At 61.1% G+C, this 20,419-nt stretch carries 14 protein-coding genes; 4 read left to right on the top strand and 10 right to left on the bottom strand.

Annotated elements, in window-relative coordinates:
- Window positions 1-46: 46 nt before the first annotated feature.
- Window positions 47-1,360, top strand: a complete 1,314-nt coding sequence (gene cls / locus VVD49_RS19340; RefSeq protein WP_327600870.1) for a cardiolipin synthase — start codon at window positions 47-49, stop codon at window positions 1,358-1,360.
- Here the strand turns inward: cls and VVD49_RS19335 are convergent, their stop codons facing one another.
- The 8 genes from VVD49_RS19335 to pgm all read right to left on the bottom strand — a co-directional run bounded on the left by VVD49_RS19335 (window position 1,361) and on the right by pgm (window position 11,054).
- Complete coding sequence (locus tag VVD49_RS19335; RefSeq protein ID WP_327600869.1) at window positions 1,361-1,603, bottom strand: hypothetical protein; 243 nt, start codon at window positions 1,601-1,603, stop codon at window positions 1,361-1,363.
- A gap of 35 nt (window positions 1,604-1,638) precedes the next feature.
- Entirely contained in the window at window positions 1,639-2,631 is a 993-nt protein-coding gene (locus VVD49_RS19330) for a lysylphosphatidylglycerol synthase domain-containing protein (protein WP_327600868.1), read from the bottom strand.
- Complete coding sequence (gene clsB, locus VVD49_RS19325) at window positions 2,628-3,947, bottom strand: cardiolipin synthase ClsB (protein WP_327600867.1); 1,320 nt, start codon at window positions 3,945-3,947, stop codon at window positions 2,628-2,630. The genes VVD49_RS19330 and clsB overlap by 4 nt, the downstream gene beginning before the upstream one ends.
- Window positions 3,944-4,750 (bottom strand): endonuclease/exonuclease/phosphatase family protein, encoded by an 807-nt coding sequence (locus VVD49_RS19320; RefSeq protein ID WP_327600866.1) that lies wholly within the window; start codon window positions 4,748-4,750, stop codon window positions 3,944-3,946. Before VVD49_RS19320 ends, clsB begins: the two co-directional genes overlap by 4 nt.
- A 311-nt stretch (window positions 4,751-5,061) precedes the next feature.
- On the bottom strand, window positions 5,062-5,412 hold the full coding sequence (locus VVD49_RS19315) for a response regulator (protein WP_327600865.1): 351 nt from the start codon (window positions 5,410-5,412) through the stop codon (window positions 5,062-5,064).
- Between the two features lie 18 nt (window positions 5,413-5,430).
- A complete protein-coding gene (locus VVD49_RS19310) occupies window positions 5,431-7,836 on the bottom strand; it encodes a PAS domain-containing protein (RefSeq protein WP_327600864.1) in 2,406 nt (801 codons plus the stop codon).
- On the bottom strand, window positions 7,833-9,320 hold the full coding sequence (locus VVD49_RS19305; protein WP_327600863.1) for a DUF7125 family protein: 1,488 nt from the start codon (window positions 9,318-9,320) through the stop codon (window positions 7,833-7,835). The genes VVD49_RS19310 and VVD49_RS19305 overlap by 4 nt, the downstream gene beginning before the upstream one ends.
- A 33-nt stretch (window positions 9,321-9,353) precedes the next feature.
- On the bottom strand, window positions 9,354-11,054 hold the full coding sequence (gene pgm, locus VVD49_RS19300) for a phosphoglucomutase (alpha-D-glucose-1,6-bisphosphate-dependent) (RefSeq protein ID WP_327600862.1): 1,701 nt from the start codon (window positions 11,052-11,054) through the stop codon (window positions 9,354-9,356).
- Between the two features lie 371 nt (window positions 11,055-11,425).
- On the opposite strand from pgm, the gene VVD49_RS19295 reads away from it, so the two are divergent.
- Window positions 11,426-12,250 (top strand): Crp/Fnr family transcriptional regulator, encoded by an 825-nt coding sequence (locus VVD49_RS19295; RefSeq protein WP_327600861.1) that lies wholly within the window; start codon window positions 11,426-11,428, stop codon window positions 12,248-12,250.
- 50 nt (window positions 12,251-12,300) lie between these two features.
- Here the strand turns inward: VVD49_RS19295 and VVD49_RS19290 are convergent, their stop codons facing one another.
- Window positions 12,301-12,825 carry a DUF4142 domain-containing protein gene (locus VVD49_RS19290; RefSeq protein ID WP_327600860.1) on the bottom strand — a complete coding sequence of 175 codons (525 nt, stop codon included), beginning with the start codon at window positions 12,823-12,825 and terminating at the stop codon, window positions 12,301-12,303.
- Window positions 12,826-13,034: 209 nt separating this feature from the next.
- Between VVD49_RS19290 and VVD49_RS19285 the strand changes: the two genes are divergently transcribed.
- Window positions 13,035-13,577, top strand: a complete 543-nt coding sequence (locus VVD49_RS19285) for a hypothetical protein (RefSeq protein WP_327600859.1) — start codon at window positions 13,035-13,037, stop codon at window positions 13,575-13,577.
- 576 nt (window positions 13,578-14,153) lie between these two features.
- Here VVD49_RS19285 and VVD49_RS19280 read toward each other — a convergent pair.
- Window positions 14,154-14,396 carry a hypothetical protein gene (locus VVD49_RS19280; RefSeq protein ID WP_327600858.1) on the bottom strand — a complete coding sequence of 81 codons (243 nt, stop codon included), beginning with the start codon at window positions 14,394-14,396 and terminating at the stop codon, window positions 14,154-14,156.
- A gap of 236 nt (window positions 14,397-14,632) precedes the next feature.
- Between VVD49_RS19280 and VVD49_RS19275 the strand changes: the two genes are divergently transcribed.
- Window positions 14,633-20,410, top strand: a complete 5,778-nt coding sequence (locus tag VVD49_RS19275) for a HAMP domain-containing protein (protein ID WP_327600857.1) — start codon at window positions 14,633-14,635, stop codon at window positions 20,408-20,410.
- Window positions 20,411-20,419 lie beyond the last annotated feature (9 nt).

Here is a 20,419-nt window from a genome sequence, read left to right as displayed (position 1 = left end):
AAGAGGCTCAATGACAAGAAGGCCATGAGCCAGGCAAGAGATGCGGATGCCCACCACACGACCGCAGGGTCTGCACGCGAAAAGAACGACTACGCTGCGCAAAACCGTTATTGCCACGGCACTGCTGACCCTCGGCACCACCCTGGTCGCTGCAAATTTCATGATCGGCGAACAGCACATCGCGCATGACGTGGCGCATCTCTATGGCGTCAATGATCCGCAGTTCATGCAATCCATGGGCGTCTTACTGGGGCCGGCGATACTCGAAGGCAACCACGCGGAGCAACTCGAGAATGGCAAGGAGATATTTCCAGCCATGCTCAAGGCGATCCACGGCGCGCGCAAGACGATCAGCTTCGAGACCTACATCTACTGGTCGGGCGAGATAGGCCAGGCGTTTGCACAAGCCCTGGCAGAGCGTGCGCGCGCAGGCGTCAAGACACATGTGCTGCTCGACTGGGTTGGCAGCGCGAAGATGGATGAGAGCTTGCTCAGCGCCATGCGCGACGCCGGCGTCGAGGTTGAGCGCTATCACAAGCCCAGCTGGTACACGCTGACGCGCATGAACAACCGCACCCATCGCAAGCTGCTGGTGGTCGACGGACAGGTCGCGTTTACGGGTGGTGTCGGCATTGCGGATGAATGGACCGGCGACGCGCAGGACCCCGAGCACTGGCGGGACTCCCACTTCCGCATCGAGGGGCCGGTCGCCTCGCAATTTCAGGCGGTATTCGAGGACAACTGGGCCAAGGCAACCGGCCGCGTTCTGCATGGTTCGGATTACTTCCCGCAGGTGGCCCCGCGCGGCAATGTGAAGGCGCAGATGTTCAGCAGCTCGCCTTCGGGCGGCGCCGACAGCATGCAGCTCATGTACCTGTTGTCCATCGCAGCTGCGGAGAAGAGCATCCGTCTCGCCAACGCCTACTTCGTGCCGGATGAACTGTCGATACGCGCATTGATTGCAGCGAGAGCGCGCGGCGTGAAGATCCAGATCATCACGCCCGGGCCTCACACCGATACAGAGATTGTCCGCAGGGCGTCACGTGCCCGTTGGGGCGAATTGCTGGCCGCGGGCGTCGAAATCCGTGAATACGCACCGACCATGTATCACTGCAAGGTCATGATCGTTGATGAGCTTCTGGTCTCGGTTGGCTCGACCAATTTCGACAACCGCTCCTTCCGCCTCAACGACGAGGCGAATCTCAACATCTACGACCATGCTTTCGCCGCCAAAGCGAGCGCCCTTTTTGACAAGGACCTTGCGCGGTCGACTGCCATTACGTTTGAAGAGTGGCAGGCGCGGCCGCTGCAAGAGAAAGCCATCGAACACTTCCTCTCCTTGTTCGGCGCTCAGCTTTGACTACGTTGCGGAACCTTGTTCATTCTTCTGCGCGCTGCGGATGTTTATGGCCGCAAGCGCAAGCTGAAGCATGATCAGCGCGTAAGCCTCGTCGTGCACGCCCCATACGACCCACAGGACGTTGCTCAGCAGAAACACCCTGAAGCCCACCTCGCGTCTGCTCCGCTGCCTTGAGCCGACCAGCCATGCGGCAATAACGGTAAGCAGCATGGCTGGCCACTGAACGAGATCGAGGTATTGCATCCAGCCTCCCGGGGCCTCAGCGGTCTTGCGACCGACTACTCTGCTGCGGAAGCAGCCTGGCCGCGATCAGCCGCTTGCAGCGCCAGGAAGCCGCCTGTTGCGAGCACCAGCGGGGCAAGGTAGTAGATGGCCCGATAGGCGAGCACACCGGCCAGCACACGCGCTTCCGTGAGCTGCGGCGCCAGGATGGCAATGGAGACTGCTTCGAGTACGCCAATGCCCCCCGGAATGCGCGAGATGATGCCGGCAACACTGGAGACCATTACGACCGCCAGGGTCAGGGCGTAGGTCACCTTCTGCTGCATCAGGCAGTAGAGCACGCCACCCATGATCATCCAGTTGCAGCTGGCGAGCACGAGTTGCAGAACAGCCGCCCCGGTCTTTGGCAGGCATACCTCACGACCACGCACGGTGAAACCACGATCGCCATAGAAGATGCTCGCGCCGATGTAGCTTGCAACCACGGCGATCAGTGCCCAGCCAAGAATGGGCAGGGTTCGCGCATTCACCTCCCAGTCCGGAGGCAGCTGGATCAGCCCTGCTACGAACAACACGCCAGCGACTAACGCATAGCCCAGCCAGTTGATGCCGACGCTGATCAGGATGATGCGCCCTACGTCCCCCGCCTTGACGCCGATCTGCTGATACAGGCGCAGGCGCATGCCGGCCGCACCGACAATCGAGCCCAGGGTGAGATTGAAGGCGTAGCTGATGGCGGTAATGAGCATCACGCGCGCAGTCCTGAGCTCGTAGCCGGTGTAGTGTCTGCCGAACAGATCGAAGCAGCTGTAGGTCAGGAAGCTACATGCCGTGAGCGCACCGGCAAAGGCGATCTCGCGTGCCGAATAGCTTTTCAGCGCCCGGGCTACGGCGTTCCAGTCTATGTTGCGTGCATAGAAGATGATCATGACTGCGGCTGCAGCCAGCAGGCCGAAGGTCACGACCTTGCCGGCCTTCACCCAGTCGATGCGATTCTTGAGTGCGGAGAAGTCCATGCTGGGCAGGCTCAGTCGTCTCATGTTCATCATGCTTGCACTTCCTGCACGCGCGCGTTGCGCTGGCCATCGGCGCCATCGCAGGGCCTGCGACTGGTGCTGACGCAACCAGCCTCATTGCGCACCGTCTCTACATGCGGTGGGTGATGCGGTACCCAGCTCGCCAGGGCGGGAAAGCGACGCATGAAATGAAAGGCAAGGAAGGCCAGAAAGGCGCGCACATTGGTGTGCTCATAGTGCTCGGCCGTGACCTGCCGGCAATGATTCTCCAGCAGCACTTCCAGGCGTCCGCGCAGGAAGTTGTTGAATCGCCGGTCAACGATGAAGACGTTCGATTCGAGATTGAACGACAGGCTCAAGGGGTCGAGGTTGCTTGACCCGACGGTTGCCCAATGCGAATCGACAACCGCCACCTTGCCGTGCAGCGGCCGCTCGCAGTATTCGTGAATCTCGACCCCGGCCTTGAGCAGGTAGTTGAATAACATGCGCGGTGCCCATTTCGCCAGAGGTGTATCGGCCTGCCCTTGCAGGATCAATACGACGCGCACACCGCGGCGCGCGGCAGCGCGCAATTCCCGCATCATGCGAAAGCCGGGAAAGAAGTAGGCATTGGCAATCACCACTTCACGCTTCGCCGAGCGAATCGCCGCACGGTAGTGCTGCTCGATATCGGTCGGGTGGTTGCCGTTGTCGCGCGTCACGAACAGCAGCGAGCAGGAGTCTTCGTCCGGCAGGCCGGCCCTGCGTGCTTCGCGGCGCGCCTGACGAGTGTGCTTCATCGGCTTGCCGCTGATTGCCGATTCGAGGAACAGGTGGATGTCCTCCACGACCGGCCCCTTTATCTCCACCGCATAATCCTGCTTGGCCTCCGGGCCGGACTCGGCAAGGTGATCGAAAGAAAAATTGATGCCGCCCACGAAGGCGATCTCGCGATCGATGGTGATCAGCTTGCGGTGCAGGCGCCGCCACATGTTTGTGCGGAAGCCCAGCACTTTCGGCTTGGGGTCGAAGATGTGCAGCACCACGCCCGCTCCGGTCACAGCGCCGACGAAGTCCGGCGAGAGATCGGGAGAGCCGAAGGCATCCACGGTCAGCTCAACACGCAAGCCACGCTGCGCTGCATCGATGAGGACTTGCTGCAACTCACGACCAACCTTGTCTTCAAAGAGGATGAAGGTCTCGATCAAGACCTCGCTGCGAGCGCCGCGAATAGCCTCGAAGACGCGCGGATAAAACTCCTCGCCATTTTCAAGCAGGCGCAGATCGTGCCCGGACTTCCAGTAGAGACTACCGGCCGGCTCGGGGTGAGCCGCGTGAGTGCTCGCCAGGTTCATCGTCGCGCTGTTCATAGCGACACCTCCGCGCTGAGTGCTGCGTGATCGGATAGATGCGACCAGGGCCGCGAGGAAAGCACCTGCGCCTTGCTCGAGACGAGGTTGCGTGTGTAGATGCGGTCGAGCCGCAGACGAGGCCAGCGCGCCGGGAAGGTACGCGCGGGCTTGCCGTGGTTGCCGGCAAACACCTCGTGCAGACGCAGGCGCTGCAGGATCACGGAATGACCGCGCATGCGCCAGTCATTGAAATCGCCCGCGACGATGATGGGCGCGGTCGCGGGAATCTGCGTGTCGATGATCTTGCCCATCAGCTGCAACTGCTTCTGGCGATGGTCTTCGCGCAAGCCGAGATGCGCGCATATCGCATGCAGGTGCTCGGCATGGCCCGGCAACTTGATCTCGCAATGAAGCAGGCCGCGCTTCTCGTGCGTGTTCATCGACACGTCGCGATTCTCGTAGGCGACGATGGGAAATTTCGACAGCACCGCATTGCCATGATGGCCGTGCGGATACACCGCATTCTTGCCATAGGCGAAATCCTTCCAGATCTGATCGGCGAGGAATTCGTATTGCGGCAGCTCCGGCCAGTTGGTGAAGCGCGCGGCGTGATGCTCGTGGCTCCCCTGCACTTCCTGCAGGAACACGATGTCGACGTGCTCGGCACGCACGGCATCCCGCAGTTCGGGCAGGATGAATTTGCGGTTGAAGACCGTGAAGCCCTTGTGCACATTCACGGTGAGAACCTTCAAAGTGGCCTGTTCTGCCTGCTGTGGCCCTGCATGTGCAGGCGTAGCAGGTCTTTCGAGTGTGGATAGCATCGCCTCTTCCCGTCTTCTTTCCGCCCCAGGCGGAGAGTCTCCGAGCGCTCAAAGCCGCTCATAAGGGCTTCGAGCAATAAGCGCTCCCACGGTCCACAAGCCGTGTGGAGCTGGCTCACTCAATGCGAGGATGGTGCTGCGCGGGAAATTCTGCATGCACGCCATCGCGAAGAAAACGTGCAAGCAATGCAGGGCCGGGGAATGTGCTGGTCAGCGGACCGTCGCCAAACAACTGCAGGTCGGAAAGCGGGAGTTGTCACACGTCACGGCATGCGGACAACATGAGCAAACGCGTCGGAAACCAGGGAAGCTCAGGCCTCGCAGATTCTTTGCAAGGTCGAAAAATCCAGGGGTTTGCAAAGAAGATCATCAAAGCCAGCCGCGTGTGCGCGCCGCGTATGCTCGTCGCTCGTGAAGCCGGAAACCGCAATCAGGCGGATGCTTCTTAACGCCTCCTCGCGTTTGCAGGCGCGCGCGAATTCGAGGCCGTCACCGGGCAAGCCCAGGTCGCACAGCACCATCGCTGGCAGCCATTCACGGGTCAGCGCGAGGGCCGGCTCCACGTCGGCTGCAATCTTCGTTTCGTGGCCGATGATCTCGACGAGTTGTGCGAAGACTTCGGCGACGTCCTGATTGTCTTCGACGATGAGTATGCGATTCATGGCTTACTGAACTTCGCCCTATATGTGGGTTGCGAGTTCGAGCGCGCTGGATAGCGCGTCGAGGCGGAATGGTTTGCGCAGCAACGGCAGGTCTTGCGCGCTGGCTGCGGCGACGGCATCGCCGTCGTAGCCGGTGGTCAGTATCACGGCGAGTTCTGGCCTGCGTTTGCGTATCTCGCAGGCGAGTTCAGCGCCGCTCATGCCGCCGGGCATCATCACGTCGGTGAACACCACGTCGATCGCCCGGTTGCTGGCGAGCGCACCAAGCGCCGCGGCTGCATCTGACACACGGGTTGCATGATGGCCAAGTTGGGCGAGCATTTCCGCCGTGAGCGCAGCAACCTCGTCGTCATCCTCGACCAGCAATACCGACCTGCGCACGGATGTCACTTCAACTGCAATCGGTTCGGGTATCGGCTGGATCGCTGCGATGAGCGCGCCGTTCGAACGTGGCAGTAGCAGGCTGACGGTGGAGCCCTGCCCTGGCGTGCTTTCCACGAGTACATCGCCGCCCGATTGCTGGGCGAAGCCATACACCTGTGGCAAGCCAAGGCCCGAGCCCTTGCCCACGTCCTTGGTCGTATAGAAGGGTTCGAAAATACGCGCCAGGGTGGCTGCATCCATGCCGGTCCCCGTGTCACTGATCGAGAGCCTGACAAAAGCGCCCTCCTCCCCATGGGCCAACAGCCTCATCTCGTTGCGCGCGCTGATGGACAGCGTGCCACCGCGCGGCATCGCATCGCGCGCATTGACGGCGATGTTGATGATGGCGAGTTCCAGCTGCGTGGGGTCCGCTTCGACCGGCCACAGGCCTTCGTCGAAATGCGTCTCGACGCGGATATCGCCACGCAGCGAGCGGTCGAGCAGTTCGCGCATCGCCGTGACCTGGCTTTCGAGAGCGAGTTGCTCCGGCTTGAGTGTCTGTTTGCGCGAGAAGGCCAGCAACTGGCGCGTGAGCTGACTGGCGCGATCGGCCGCGCGGCGCATGCCGTCGAGAATCTTTTCGCGATTCGGCACGCGATCGCCGAGACGGATGATCTCCAGACCCCCACTGATCACCTGTATCAGGTTGTTGAAGTCGTGCGCGAGACCGCCGGTGAGCTGGCCGACAGCCTCCATCTTCTGGCTCTGACGCAAGACTTCCTCGACTTGCTGGCGCTCGGCCATGGCGGCTTCGAGTGCCAGCGTGCGCTGCGCAACGAGATCGGCCAGCTCATCGCTGCTGCGCTTCATGATCTCGCGCGCTTCGACGATGTCCTGGATGTCGGTACAGGTGCCGAACCACGAAAGGATCTCGCGCCGCGCGCCACGCAGCGGAATGCCACGCACCTTGAACCAGTGGTACACGCCATCGTGGCGACGGATGCGGAATTCGATGTCATACGGATGCAGGTCCGCGACGGCGCCCATCCAGTGCTCCAGCGTGCGCGCACGATCATCCGGGTGGATGGCGCGGTCGAGCCAGTCCAGGCCGAGCTGCTGCTCGCGTGGCGCACCGGTGTAATCCACCCATTGCGTGCTGAGGTAATTGCAGCGCCCGTCCGCAAGGCAGGTCCACACCAGCTGCGGCAGCACTTCGGTGAGCGAGCGATAGCGTGCCTCGCTGGCGCGCAGATCGCTCTCCGCCTGCCGGCGTTCGGTGACGTCGGTGGACACGCCAAGCAGGGTTACGTCTCCGTTCGCTGCGATCAGCTTGCGGCCACGCACCTCGACGCTATGTACCGAGCCGTCGGGCCAGATATTGCGGTATTCGATCTGGTAGTCGCCCTTGCCTTCGATGGCCGCTTGCACGGCCTCGATCATCTGCGCCTGATCGTCGGGGTGGATGCAGTCGAGCAGATCGGCGTAGCTGAATGCCTCGTGCGCGCCACGCCCGTAATTCGATTTACATATGTCGGAACACGTAAGGGTCTGCGTGTTGACCGCGAATTGCCAGGAGCCCAGTCGCCCGGCTTCGAGTGCGAAGCGCAGCCGAGTTTCGCTGTCGCTGATCGCCAGTTGATCGTCACGTGCCTTGTACTGGCGCAAGCGGCTGCGCGTGGCCGTGCGCGCCACCGACACGAAGGTTGTGGGATGAAAAGGTCGTTCAAGAAAGGAGACATTGCCGAGTGTCTCGGTCAGCCTTTGCGCCGTCGGATTGCGTTCGACACCACCACCATGCAAGGTCAGCAGGAGGAATGGCAGGTCAGACCAGAAGGGTTGCTGCCCGATCCAATCGTAGAGGCGGCCGAAGTCACGGCCTGCGAGCGCATCTTCCGTGACGACTGCCAGGCCGGCACCACGTTCCAGCTCGTCGACGAGGTTATCCACGTCGTCGCAGATCATGGCGGCAATATCCGCCTCGTGCAGGATTTGCGCAGCAAGCCGCGCATCGCGCCCCATCGGCGCGAATATCAGGGCACGCAGGGAGTCGACGTGGCTCACTTATCGTTGTCGAGCAAGGTATTGTCGCGGCCGACGAATTCGGGGACACCACGCAGCACGCCCTGGAAGCCATCGAGTGGCTCACCGACCTGCAGACCGGTGGAAGAGATCATGAATTCACGGATGGTGTTCTCGTGGAAACCATCGCGCTTCTTGAGGATGGAAACTGCTCGCCGCACGCGGCCCAGCGCCTCGAAATAGCGCAACAGCACCACCGTGTCCGACAGGTAAGTCAGATCGACCGGTGACTGCATGTCAGTGCCGACTAGGCCGTGTTGCGCGACCGTCAGGAAGGTGACGATGCCGCTGCGATTCAGATAAGTCAGCAGCTCGTGCATGTGCAGGATGAGGAAGCGCTCGTCCGGCATGGCCAGCTGGTAGCCGTTGAGACTGTCGATCATCACTGTGGTGACTTGCTGTTTCTCCACACAGTGACGCACCTGGTGCGCGAACTCACCCGGTGAAAGTTCGGCTGCGTCGACCTGCTGCAGGATGAGCCGGCCATCGGCAACATACTGGCCGATCTTCATGCCGATGCTCTCTGCGCGTGCGGTCAGCAAGTCGATGTCTTCATCGAAGGCGAACAGCGCGGCGCGCTCGCCGCGCTCGATGGCGGCGACGATGAACGACAAGGCCAGCAAGGACTTGCCGGCGCCGGTCGGGCCCAGCATCAACGCGCTGGTACCGTGCTCCAGGCCGCCGCCCAGCAACTGATCGAACTCCGGGTTACCGCTGCCGACCTTCTCGCGGCCGAAACCAAGTCGATGCTCCGATGCCACCAGTGCGGGGAACACGACGACACCGCCCGTGTGAATATTGAAGTCGTGATAGCCACCGCGATAGCGTTGCCCACGGTACTTCACGATGCGCAGGCGACGGCGCTCCGAGCCATAGTCCGGCGTCAGCTCTTCGAGCTTGATGACGCCATGCGCCACGCTGTGCACCGTCTTGTCGAGTGCTTCGCTGGTCATGTCATCGAGCAACAACACCGTGGCGCCCAATTGTGCGAAGCGGTGCTTCATGGCCAGCACCTGACGTCGGTAACGCAAGGAGCTCTGTGACAGCAGGCGGATTTCCGAGAGGCTATCCACCACTACGCGTGACGGCTTCAGCTCCTCGACTTTCCTGAACATGTTGTTGGCGGTCTCGCCAAGCTCGAGGTCGGACGAATAGAGCAGGCTTTGACGCTGGCTGTCGTCGAGCAACTCCTGTACGGACACCACTTCGAATATGTCGATACCTTCCAGCGACCATCCATGTGTCTCGGCACCGTGGCGTAACTCCTCGGCCGTTTCGGAAAGCGTGAAATACAACACGCGTTCACCGTGGGCGCACCCCTCCAGCAGGAATTGCAGGGCCAGCGTGGTCTTGCCGGTCCCCGGCTGCCCTTCCAGCAGATACAGCCGGTTGCGGTACAGGCCACCACCCAGTACGTCATCGAGTCCCGCAATGCCTGTGCGGGCTTTATTGTTGTCATCGGACATTGCAGAAATCCTTGATTACTCCAGCGTCGCCGTTCAAGCCGGCTTTGCACCTCTATCCAGTGTTTCGGTCACCATGGCCTGCGCCTGGGAAATGATCGTCTGCAGGTGATCAGACCCCAGGAAGCTCTCGGCGTAGATCTTGTAGATGTCTTCAGTGCCTGATGGTCGCGCTGCAAACCAGCCATTCTTCGTCACCACTTTCAGCCCGCCGATGCCTGCGTTGTTGCCGGGCGCCCGCGTGAGAATGCTCTCGATTTTCTCGCCGGCCAGCTCGGTGGAAGTGACCTGTTCTGGCGACAGTGCAGACAGCAGTTTCTTCTGCGCCAGCGTCGCCCCAGCATCGACGCGCATGAAGAACGGTGCACCGAATTCGTTGCCAAGCTCGCGATAGCGCTCGCCAGGATCCTGCCCCGTCACGGCCGTGATCTCCGCTGCCAGCAAGGCCGCCGTGATGCCGTCCTTGTCGGTGGTCCACACCGAGCCATCGCGCCGCAGGAAGGAAGCGCCCGCGCTCTCTTCGCCGACAAAGCCCAGCGAGCCGTCGATGAGACCATCGACAAACCATTTGAAGCCGACCGGCACTTCATAGACCTTGCGCCCCAGACGCGCGCCGACGCGATCGATCATCTGGCTACTCACCAGCGTCTTGCCGATCGCGGCATTAGCGCTCCACTGCGGACGATGCTGGAACAGGTAATCGATACACACCGACAGGTAGTGATTCGGTGGCAGCAGGCCCACGCTCGGCGCGACGATGCCGTGCCGGTCGTGATCCGTATCGCAAGCGAAGGCGATGTCGAACCTGTCCTTGAGGACGATGAGGCTTTGCATGGCGGAGGGCGAAGATGGATCCATGCGGATCTTGCAGTCCCAGTCCAGCGTCATGAAGCGGAAGGTCTGGTCAACATCGCTGTTGATTACCGTCAGGTCGAGCTTGTAGCGCTCACCGATGGCCCCCCAGTAATTCACACCCGCGCCGCCCAGGGGATCGACACCCATGCGCAGCTTCGCGCCGCGAATGGCATCCATATCGATCACATCGCCCAGATCTGCAATGTAGTCGTTCAGGAAGTCGTGGCGATGCGTGGTCGATGCGCTCAGGGCACGCGCCAGCGGAATGCGCTTGATGCCTTGCAGGCCGTTCTTCAGGAATTCATTGGCGCGCGCCTGCATCCAGCCCGTGACGTCAGTATCTGCAGGCCCGCCGTTCGGTGGGTTGTATTTGAGGCCGCCGCTGTCAGGCGGATTGTGCGAAGGCGAAATGATGATGCCGTCCGCGAGGCCACTGCTGCGCCCGGCGTTGTACTTGAGGATGGCGTGTGACACGACCGGCGTGGGCGTGTACTCGTCGTTCACCGCAATCATCGTCTCTACGCCGTTCGCGGCCAGAACTTCCAGCACGCTGGCATACGCGGGTTCGGACAAGGCATGCGTATCGAAGCCGAGGAACAGGGGGCCGTTGATGCCTTTCTGCGCGCGGTAATCGCACACCGCCTGACTGATGGCCAGCACGTGCCATTCATTGAAACTCTGTAGAAAGGAAGAGCCGCGATGGCCCGAGGTGCCAAAGGCGACTTGCTGGGCGGCGACGCTGACGTCGGGCTGCCCGGTGTAGTAGGCGCTGATGAGCCTTGGAATATTGGTCAGCGCGGAAGCCGGTGGCAATTCGCCCGGCTTGAGTTCCTGCAACAGGATGGAGGCTGCAGCGGCTGTGTTTACGGTGGCCTCACTCATGGCGTGCTCCACGTGAAAAAGCTGCGGAACATGTTGCGGGCAATACGCCGCGCGTGTCCTGTCTTTCCATCAACGCCAACATTCCAACTCTCCCGTTTTCTGCGTTAACCGCGTTTTGCGTAACCGTTCGCGTGCCAGCCCGTGCGTCGAGCAAAAACCGCTCCCGAAATTTCCACTTCCCTATGAACTCCCCGCAAATCAACACCCTGCAAGTCATTGCCCCCTCTCGTCCCGATTGAACGGCGAAGCGACTGACAGGCTGGGCACAAGGTTTGCGGAGCGTTTTTCAAATGTGCCCGCTAAGCCCCGCTGGATGCAAGCCAAAAACAACAGTTCCGGCAATATTCCAACTATTCGTGGAGTGATAACTCATGACCCTGGTCGCCGCCGTCAGTAACACGCCAAGACCCCAGCCCGCCTTCATGTCCCTTGTCACCCAACCCGCTTGTCATCAACGCGCACCTCGACACAACGCCCTCCTCGATCTGGTGCCGGACGACGTCTGGGAGCGTCTCGCCCCCCATCTGCAACTATTGAATTGCGAGCTCGGCTGCGTCCTGTACGAACCGGGAACCGTTCTGCGAAACGTGTACTTTCCGACCACCGCTGTCATTTCTGTCATGTACGAGACCAATGACGGTGATTCAGCCGAGGTCGCCCGCGTCGGTGACGAAGGCGTTGCCGGGCTGTCGCTCCTCATGGGGGGCGAAAGCAACAGTCGCTCCGTCGTGCAACGCGCAGGACAGGTATTGCGCCTGAAGAGCAGTGTTCTGAAACAGGAGTTCGACAACGGCGGCCTCGTTGCACAGATGTTGTTGCGCTACAGCCTGTCGCTCATCACCCAGATGGCACAGTCCGCGGTCTGCAATCGTCACCACTCGCTGGAGCAGCAGCTCTGCCGCTGGCTCCTCCTGAGCCTGGACCGCTTGCCAAGCAACCACGTGCACACGACACATGAAATGATCGCCAACATGGTGGGGGTACGCCGGGTCGGCGTCACCCAGGCGGTGGGCAAGCTTCAGCGCCTTGGCGTGATCCGCTGCGGCCGTGGCCGCATCACGGTGCTCGATCGCCCCGCACTCGAATCCCACGTGTGCGAATGCTATGCGATCGTCAGACGTGAGACGGAGCGACTCATGCCCGAGGGGCATAACCACCTGCGCGCCGAGGCAAGCGCGAGCCAACCGGGCCTCTGAGCGCCGCATGCTCCCGCAGGGCGGCGATGCGGTGTGGGAGCCATGTCAGACTATCTTTCCCTGGCGACATCCGACGAGAGCGTGTTCGCCATTTGAAGATGGTGCTCGAGGCGTGGGAGTAGCTTCCCCGCGAGATCCCTTATCTCGCGATCGTCCGCGTCCCTCGCCGCTTTGCGGAACAGCTTCACCGCTTGTGCGTGCTCATCCATGCAGATTTCCCTGACGTAACGTTTGTCAAAGCTCGCCCCGCTGTAGGTACCGAGCAGTCGCAGTCTGGCTTTCTGTGACAGACGCGGCTCTGTCGGGATTTTCACGTTCTTGAGGGCGGCCAGCTTTTCAAGCTCTTCGCCGAGCCTGATGTGATCTTCAAGCATTGTGGCTGCGAATGATTTCACGTCGCTGCTCGCCGCCCTCTTCTGCGCCAGCCGCGCACCATCAATCTGAGTGTGACTGGCGTATGCCGCTGCCTCGATGAAAGCCCTGTCGGCGCTTGTAATGCCCGCAGCGAAGAGAGTGCCTGGCATCAAGATGCCAATGGCAATAATCAAGACCGCTTGCATGTGAGTGCGGGACATGGATTTCTCTTCGAACTGGCACTGCCAGGCTGGATGAGTGCCTGCATCGTTCGAGCAATCCATATGCCCGTCGGGCGCCCGGCCGGGCCTCGATCTTGCGACCTGAAGGCGGTAAGCGGCCACGTCGATTCCGCGCCCTGGCCATGCGCTTGCTGCGGCTGAGTCAGCCACAGCAGCCTTCTTCATAACGGACAAAAGGAGTGAGAACCATGAACGAATCATCCTGGGTGACAGGTCTTTTCAGTGATCGAGAGAGCGCTGAGCGCGCATACGATCAACTCGGCGAAAGTGGCTACAGCTCGAAGGACATCGACGTGCTGATGTCGGAAGAGACGCGGAACCGTCACTTCCTCAATGACAACGTCGCCAACGTGGAAACCGAGCTGGGTTCAAAGGCAGCCGAAGGCGCGGGAGTGGGTGGTGCGATCGGTGGCACCGTGGGCGCGGTAGCAGCTGCATTGGCGGCACTGGGCACCTCGCTCGTCATTCCCGGCCTGGGCCTGGTTGTGGCCGGCCCTCTCGCGGCCGGCCTGGCAGGCGCCGGGGCCGGCGCTGCTGCGGGCGGCCTGGTTGGCGCCCTGGTGGGTTGGCGTATCCCCGAAGAGCGCGTCAAGCAATACGAGGAACGTCTGCGCAATGGCGACATCCTGATCGGCTTTCAACCGAAGAACGAGGCTGACCGCCAACGCTTCCACCGTGAGTGGGATTCGGCTCTCGACCGTGAGGTCTTGCAGCAGGTCGCCGTGACCTGACGGACGCTCGCCCCTTGCCGGGGCAAGGCCGGACCCCAGCGCCAGAGGCGGACATCTGCCTCTGGCGCTTTTCATTGCCACCAGCCCTCAGGTCTCCTGACGAGAATGCCATGGCATGGCTTTTGCAAAACCCACCTGCCGCATCGATTGCGAGCGGCACAAAAGATAGGCCGGGACGAGGCTTGTGCAGAGGGGACTTCAGTGGTCGGCAGCAATTCCAGGACTTACCGCGGGACGGTTACGGCAGCATGCGTATCACGCGTGTGCCAACCCAGCGAGCCTGGTCACAAGCGTGCTGAAAAAGGCTTTCGCCCAGCAGGCACGGGGGAAATCACCCCGGCGCGTGGCGCGCGCGGCCTTTCTAATCAGGTGGAAGAAGCCGGAAGACTTCGCAGCCGGAGGGGCCTTGGCTTGCCCTCGATGCGGCCATTGAAGGCCGGCGATGTGCTGTGTCGTGGTCGCCGCACCGGTGCGTCAGGGGATACGACGCTGGTAAAAAACGACATGCAAAGAGCGGGTGATTTGAAAAATCTACCCGCTCTTTACGAGGTACTGCAATTTTGTCCGATACGGCAATCAATCTTCGTTGAAGTCAAAGGTCGCCTCGTATTGCCAACTGCCGCAGCCGAACTGCGTGCTCTGTTGGGACACTTCATTGAGGTAATCCTCGCGCTCCTGGTCTTCCGCACTCACGGCTTTGGAGGAAAGGGTCTTGGCGTCGGCGTAATCAAAATTTGGGGTCATGTTGAACCTTTCAGTTTGGTTAGTCAGGCGTTCAGGCAGCTTTTCGGCAATACCCATGAGTTGAATCTTCGCCACGGGCTTTCTCTAGCATCAAGCGTTCCTGCGCACCGCAGCAATGCTGAAAGTCCCGTCGCCATTGAGGCTGAGGCCCGCCAACATTGGCATGCGTCTCGTCTCTGCACCAATGAGGCCCTTCTCGCCTGCGCCTCACGCACGTCATTCCTGCAAGGTGTGGAAAATCTTTCGACACCTGCCCGCGCGTTCTTTGCACGTCCCCCCTGCACCGCCCATATCCCTAGCCGGAGTCAGTCATGCAAGTACTAGAAGATCAATCAGTTCTCGCCAGTTCTGAAGCGATGTCCCTGATGTTGACTGCCCTCACCAGCCTGCGGCGAGGCGATGCAAAAGTCCGCTTGCCCGTCAATGCCGCAGGCCTCTTCGGCAAGGTGGCCGAGGTCTTCAATGATCTGGTCGAGCAGAACGCTGCCATGGCAGAGGAACTCGAGCGACTCAGCCAGGTGGTCGGCAAGGAGGGCAAACTCAAGCAGCGCGCCTCGATGCCGGGGGCAAGAGGCTTCTGGGCGGCTTCGGTCGACAACATCAACTCGCTGATCGATGACCTGGTACACCCGACCTCGGAAGTGGCCCGCGTGATCGGCGCCGTGGCACAAGGCGACTTGTCGAAGTCCATGGCCCTCGAAGTCGACGGTCGCCCGCTTGAGGGCGAATTCCTGAAGACCTCCAAGACCATCAACAAGATGGTGGAACAGCTCGGCAACTTCTCCGCCGAGGTGACGCGCGTGGCGCGTGAAGTGGGTACGGAAGGCAAGCTCGGTGGCCAGGCCAAGGTGAAAGGCGTGGCCGGCACCTGGAAGGACCTGACCGACTCGGTGAACTCCATGGCGGGCAACCTCACCGACCAGGTGCGGAACATCGCCGACGTGACGACAGCCGTGGCCAAGGGCGACCTCTCCAAGAAGATCGAGGTCGATGTGAAGGGCGAGTTCCTGACCGTGAAGAACACCATCAACACCATGGTGGACCAGCTGCGGTCCTTCGCTTCGGAAGTGACTCGCGTCGCGCGTGAAGTGGGTACGGAAGGGATCCTGGGCGGCCAGGCCCGCGTGGAAGGCGTATCGGGTACGTGGAAGGATCTGACCGACTCGGTGAACTTCATGGCCGGCAACCTGACCTCGCAGGTGCGCAATATCGCCGACGTGACCAAGGCCGTGGCCGCGGGTGACCTCTCCAAGAAAATCACCGTGGATGTGAAAGGCGAAATTCTCGAACTGAAGAACACCGTCAACACCATGGTGGACCAGCTGCGGTCCTTCGCGGCGGAAGTGACCCGCGTTGCGCGTGAAGTGGGTACGGAAGGGAAGCTCGGCGGTCAGGCCGACGTGCAAGGTGTGGCCGGTACCTGGAAGGATCTGACCGAGTCGGTGAACTTCATGGCCGGTAACCTCACCTCCCAGGTGCGGAACATCGCGGAAGTGACAACCGCCGTGGCGGCAGGTGACTTGTCCAAGAAGATTACGGTGGACGTGAAGGGCGAAATTCTCGAGCTGAAGAACACCATCAACACCATGGTGGACCAGCTGCGGTCTTTCGCGGCAGAAGTGACGCGGGTTGCGCGTGAAGTGGGTACGGAAGGGAAGCTCGGCGGTCAGGCCGACGTGCAGGGTGTGGCCGGAACGTGGAAGGACCTGACCGACTCGGTGAACTCCATGGCGTCCAACCTCACTTCGCAGGTACGGAACATCGCCGACGTGACGAAGGCTGTGGCGGCCGGCGACTTGTCGAAGAAAATCACCGTGGATGTGAAGGGTGAAATTCTCGAACTGAAAGCCACCATCAACACCATGGTGGACCAGCTCTCCTCCTTCGCCGCGGAAGTGACGCGCGTGGCGCGGGAAGTCGGTACGGAAGGCCGGCTCGGCGGTCAGGCAGAAGTGCGCGGCGTGTCCGGTACGTGGAAGGATCTGACTGACAACGTGAACTTTATGGCCGGTAACCTGACCTCGCAGGTGCGCAACATCGCCGACGTGACCAAGGCCGTGGCCGCAGGTGACCTCTCCAAGAAAATCACCGTGGATGTGAAGGGTGAAATTCTCGAACTGAAAGCCACCGTGAACACCATGGTGGACCAGTTGCGATCTTTCGCCGCTGAAGTGACACGCGTGGCGCGGGAAGTGGGTACTGAAGGGAAACTCGGTGGTCAGGCCGACGTGCAGGGTGTGGCCGGTACCTGGAAGGATCTGACCGAGTCGGTGAACTTCATGGCGGGTAACCTGACTTCGCAAGTGCGTAACATCGCCGACGTGACCAAGGCCGTGGCCGCCGGCGACCTCTCCAAGAAAATCACCGTGGATGTGAAGGGTGAAATTCTTGAGCTGAAGAACACGGTCAACACGATGGTGGACCAGCTCTCCTCCTTCGCCGCTGAAGTGACGCGGGTGGCGCGTGAAGTGGGTACCGAAGGCAAGCTCGGTGGACAGGCCGACGTGCAAGGCGTGGCCGGAACCTGGAAGGATCTGACCGAGTCGGTGAACTTCATGGCGGGTAACCTGACCTCGCAGGTGCGCAACATCGCCGACGTGACCAAGGCCGTCGCAGCTGGCGATCTCTCCAAGAAAATCACCGTGGATGTGAAGGGTGAAATTCTCGAGCTGAAGGCCACGATCAACACCATGGTGGACCAGCTGCGCTCCTTCGCTGCGGAAGTGACGCGGGTGGCGCGTGAAGTGGGTACCGAAGGTCGTCTCGGCGGTCAGGCGCAGGTGCAAGGCGTGTCGGGTACGTGGAAGGATCTGACCGACAACGTGAACTTCATGGCCGGCAACCTGACCGGTCAGGTGCGCGGTATCGCCAAGGTGGTGACAGCCGTGGCAAACGGCGACCTGAAGCAGAAGCTCACCGTGGAAGCAAAAGGCGAGATCGCCGCGCTGGCCGACACCATCAACGGCATGACGGATACATTGGCGACGTTTGCCGACCAGGTGACGACGGTGGCACGCGAAGTGGGTGTGGAAGGGAAACTCGGCGGCCAGGCCAAGGTGCCGGGCGCTGCAGGTACCTGGAAGGGCCTCACGGAAAACGTGAATGAACTCGCGGCCAACCTGACCACCCAGGTGCGCGCGATTGCCGAGGTGGCAACCGCCGTGACGCAGGGTGACCTGACCCGCTCCATCACCGTCGAGACGCAGGGCGAAGTGGCCGCGCTCAAGGACACCATCAACGAGATGATCCGCAACCTCAAGGACACGACGCAGAAGAACACCGAGCAGGACTGGCTCAAGACCAACCTGGCCAAGTTCTCGCGCATGTTGCAGGGGCAAAAGGATCTCGTGACCGTGGGCCAGTTGATCCTCTCCGAACTGGCGCCCGTGGTCAGCGCGCATCAGGCCGAGTTCTATGTGCTGAACAGTGCGGCTGAGACGCCCAACCTCAAACTGCTCGCCAGCTACGCATCGGGTGGCCAGCAAGCGCACGGGAAAGAGATTCAGCTCGGCGAAGGCCTCGTCGGGCAATGCGCACTGGAGAAGGCGAAGATCCTGCTCACCAATGTGCCGTCTGAAGCCTTCCGCATCGCCAGCGGCCTCAGCGAAAGCGCTGCGCTCGACGTGCTGGTCCTGCCGGTGGTCTTCGAAGGCCAGGTACGCGGCGTCGTCGAGCTCGCTTCACTGGAGCGTTTCAATCCCTCGCACCAGGCCTTCCTCGATCAACTGACCGAATCCATCGGCATCGTGATCAACACCATCGAGGCGAATACGCGAACAGAGAATCTGCTGACCCAATCGCAATCGCTCGCGGAAGAACTGCAGAGCCGTCAGCAAGAGTTGCAACAGACCAACCAGGAGCTGCAGGAAAAGGCTCGCTTGCTGGCCCACCAGAACCAGGAAGTGGAACGCAAGAACGAAGAAGTGGAGCAAGCTCGTCAGGCACTCGAAGAGAAGGCCAAGCAACTGGCCCTTACCTCCAAGTACAAGTCCGAGTTCCTGGCGAACATGTCGCATGAATTGCGCACCCCGCTCAACTCGTTGCTGATCCTCTCCGACCAGTTGTGCAAGAACGCAGACGGCAACCTGACCGGCAAGCAGGTCGAGTTCTCGAAGACGATTCACGCGTCCGGCAATGACCTGCTGGCGCTCATCAACGACATTCTTGATCTGTCGAAGATCGAATCGGGTACGGTGGCCGTCGATATCAGCGAGCTGCGCCCGGACGATCTGCACCGCTACGTCGAACGCAGCTTTGCCCACTTCGCCGACGGCAAGCAGGTCGACTTCAAGGTCTCGCTGGCCCCGGGCTTGCCCAAGACCGTTCTCACCGACATCAAGCGCCTGCAGCAGATCATCAAGAACCTGCTGTCAAACGCCTTCAAGTTCACCCACTTCGGCCAGGTGTCCTTCAACGTCGCCCCGGTTCTCACGGGCTGGTCAGCCGAGAACGAGGAGCTCAATCGCAGCGCCCAGGTAATTGCGTTCTCGGTCAGCGATACCGGCATTGGCATCTCGCCAGACAAGCAGCAGATCATCTTCGAGGCCTTCCAGCAGGCCGACGGCTCCACCTCCCGCAAATACGGCGGCACGGGCCTGGGTCTGGCCATCAGCCGCGAACTGGCGAAGCTGCTCGGCGGCGAAATCAAGCTGGTCAGCTCGCCCGGCCATGGCAGCACCTTCACGCTGTACCTGCCGCAAAGCTACTCGTCTCCACGTCTTTCCCGCACACGCTGGACGAACGCCAACGCCACGCCTGAAGCGCGCCAGGACCACGACAAGAGCAAGCGCGAAGACGACACGCAAGCCCTGCCGCCATCACATGTCGAAGCAGTTGCCGGCGAGAGCGACTTTGTCTACGAGTTCATCAACGAAGCCGACGACGACCGCGACAGCATTTCGTCCGAAGACAAGGTATTCCTGATCGTCGAGAACGATCTGGCCTTCGCCAAGGTGCTGCTCGACTCGGCCAGACAGCAAGGTTTCAAGGGCGTGGTCAGCACCAGCGGCGCGGCCGGCCTGGCGATGACGCGCGAGTACTTGCCGGCGGTCATCACGCTCGACATCTACCTGCCCGATATGCAGGGCTGGCGCATCCTTGATCGCTTGAAGGCCGATCTGTCCACGCGCCACATCCCTGTCTGCGTTGTATCCACCGACGATTCGCGCGAACGCGCGCTCAACTCGGGGGCCATCGGTTTCATCGCCAAACCGATCCAGTCGCGTGATGAAGTCGATGAGGCCATTTCACAGCTCAGCAATTTCGTGTCACGCCGACGCAAGACACTACTGATGCTCGTGCCGGAAGGCCCGATGCGGAATGAACTGAGCAAGCAGCTGATCGTGGATGACGTAGATACACGCGTGCTCAGCAATGTGACCTTCGCGCGCGAAGCGCTGCGCACCGAACGGATCGACTGCCTGGTGATCGATGAAAGCTTTACGGACTTCCACCCACAGGACGTGCTGGATGCCCTCCAGGCACAGGCACTCACACGGCAGCTCCCCATCGTCCTGTTCTGCAGGCCCGATACTGACCGCGGGGCGGGCTTCAGTGCCCAATGGAAACGCAACGACGGCGCTTTCGCATTGCGCGAAGCGCACTCGCTGGATCGGCTGATCGACCAGACCTCGTTCTTCCTGCATCGCAGTACCGCCTCGATGTCCGAGTCGGAACGCACCGCGATCGAAGGCCTGCATTCGTCGAACGAACTGCTTGCCGGCAAGAAGGCATTGATCGTCGACGATGACATGCGCAACATTTTTGCACTGGCGACGGTGCTCGACGAAGAGGGCATGGTGATCGTCTCCGCCAACAACGGTCGCGAGGCCATTCGTCTGGTTGAAAGCGATCCGGATATTGACATTGTGCTGATGGATATCATGATGCCGGAGATGGATGGGATCACGACCATGCAGGAAATCCGCAAGCTGCCGGGCGGTCGCGACTTGCCCATGATTGCGGTGACGGCCAAGGCCATGAAGGGTGACCGCGAACGTTGTATTGAGGCGGGCGCCTGGGACTACCTTTCCAAGCCGGTGGATACCATTCATCTGCTGTCCGTATTACGTGGCTGGCTCTACCGCTAATTGCCGGAA

The organism is Uliginosibacterium silvisoli (genome assembly GCF_036017035.1).
GTDB classification, from domain to species: Bacteria; Pseudomonadota; Gammaproteobacteria; order Burkholderiales; family Rhodocyclaceae; genus Viridibacterium; species Viridibacterium silvisoli.
This window is presented reverse-complemented; position numbering and strand designations above follow the sequence as displayed.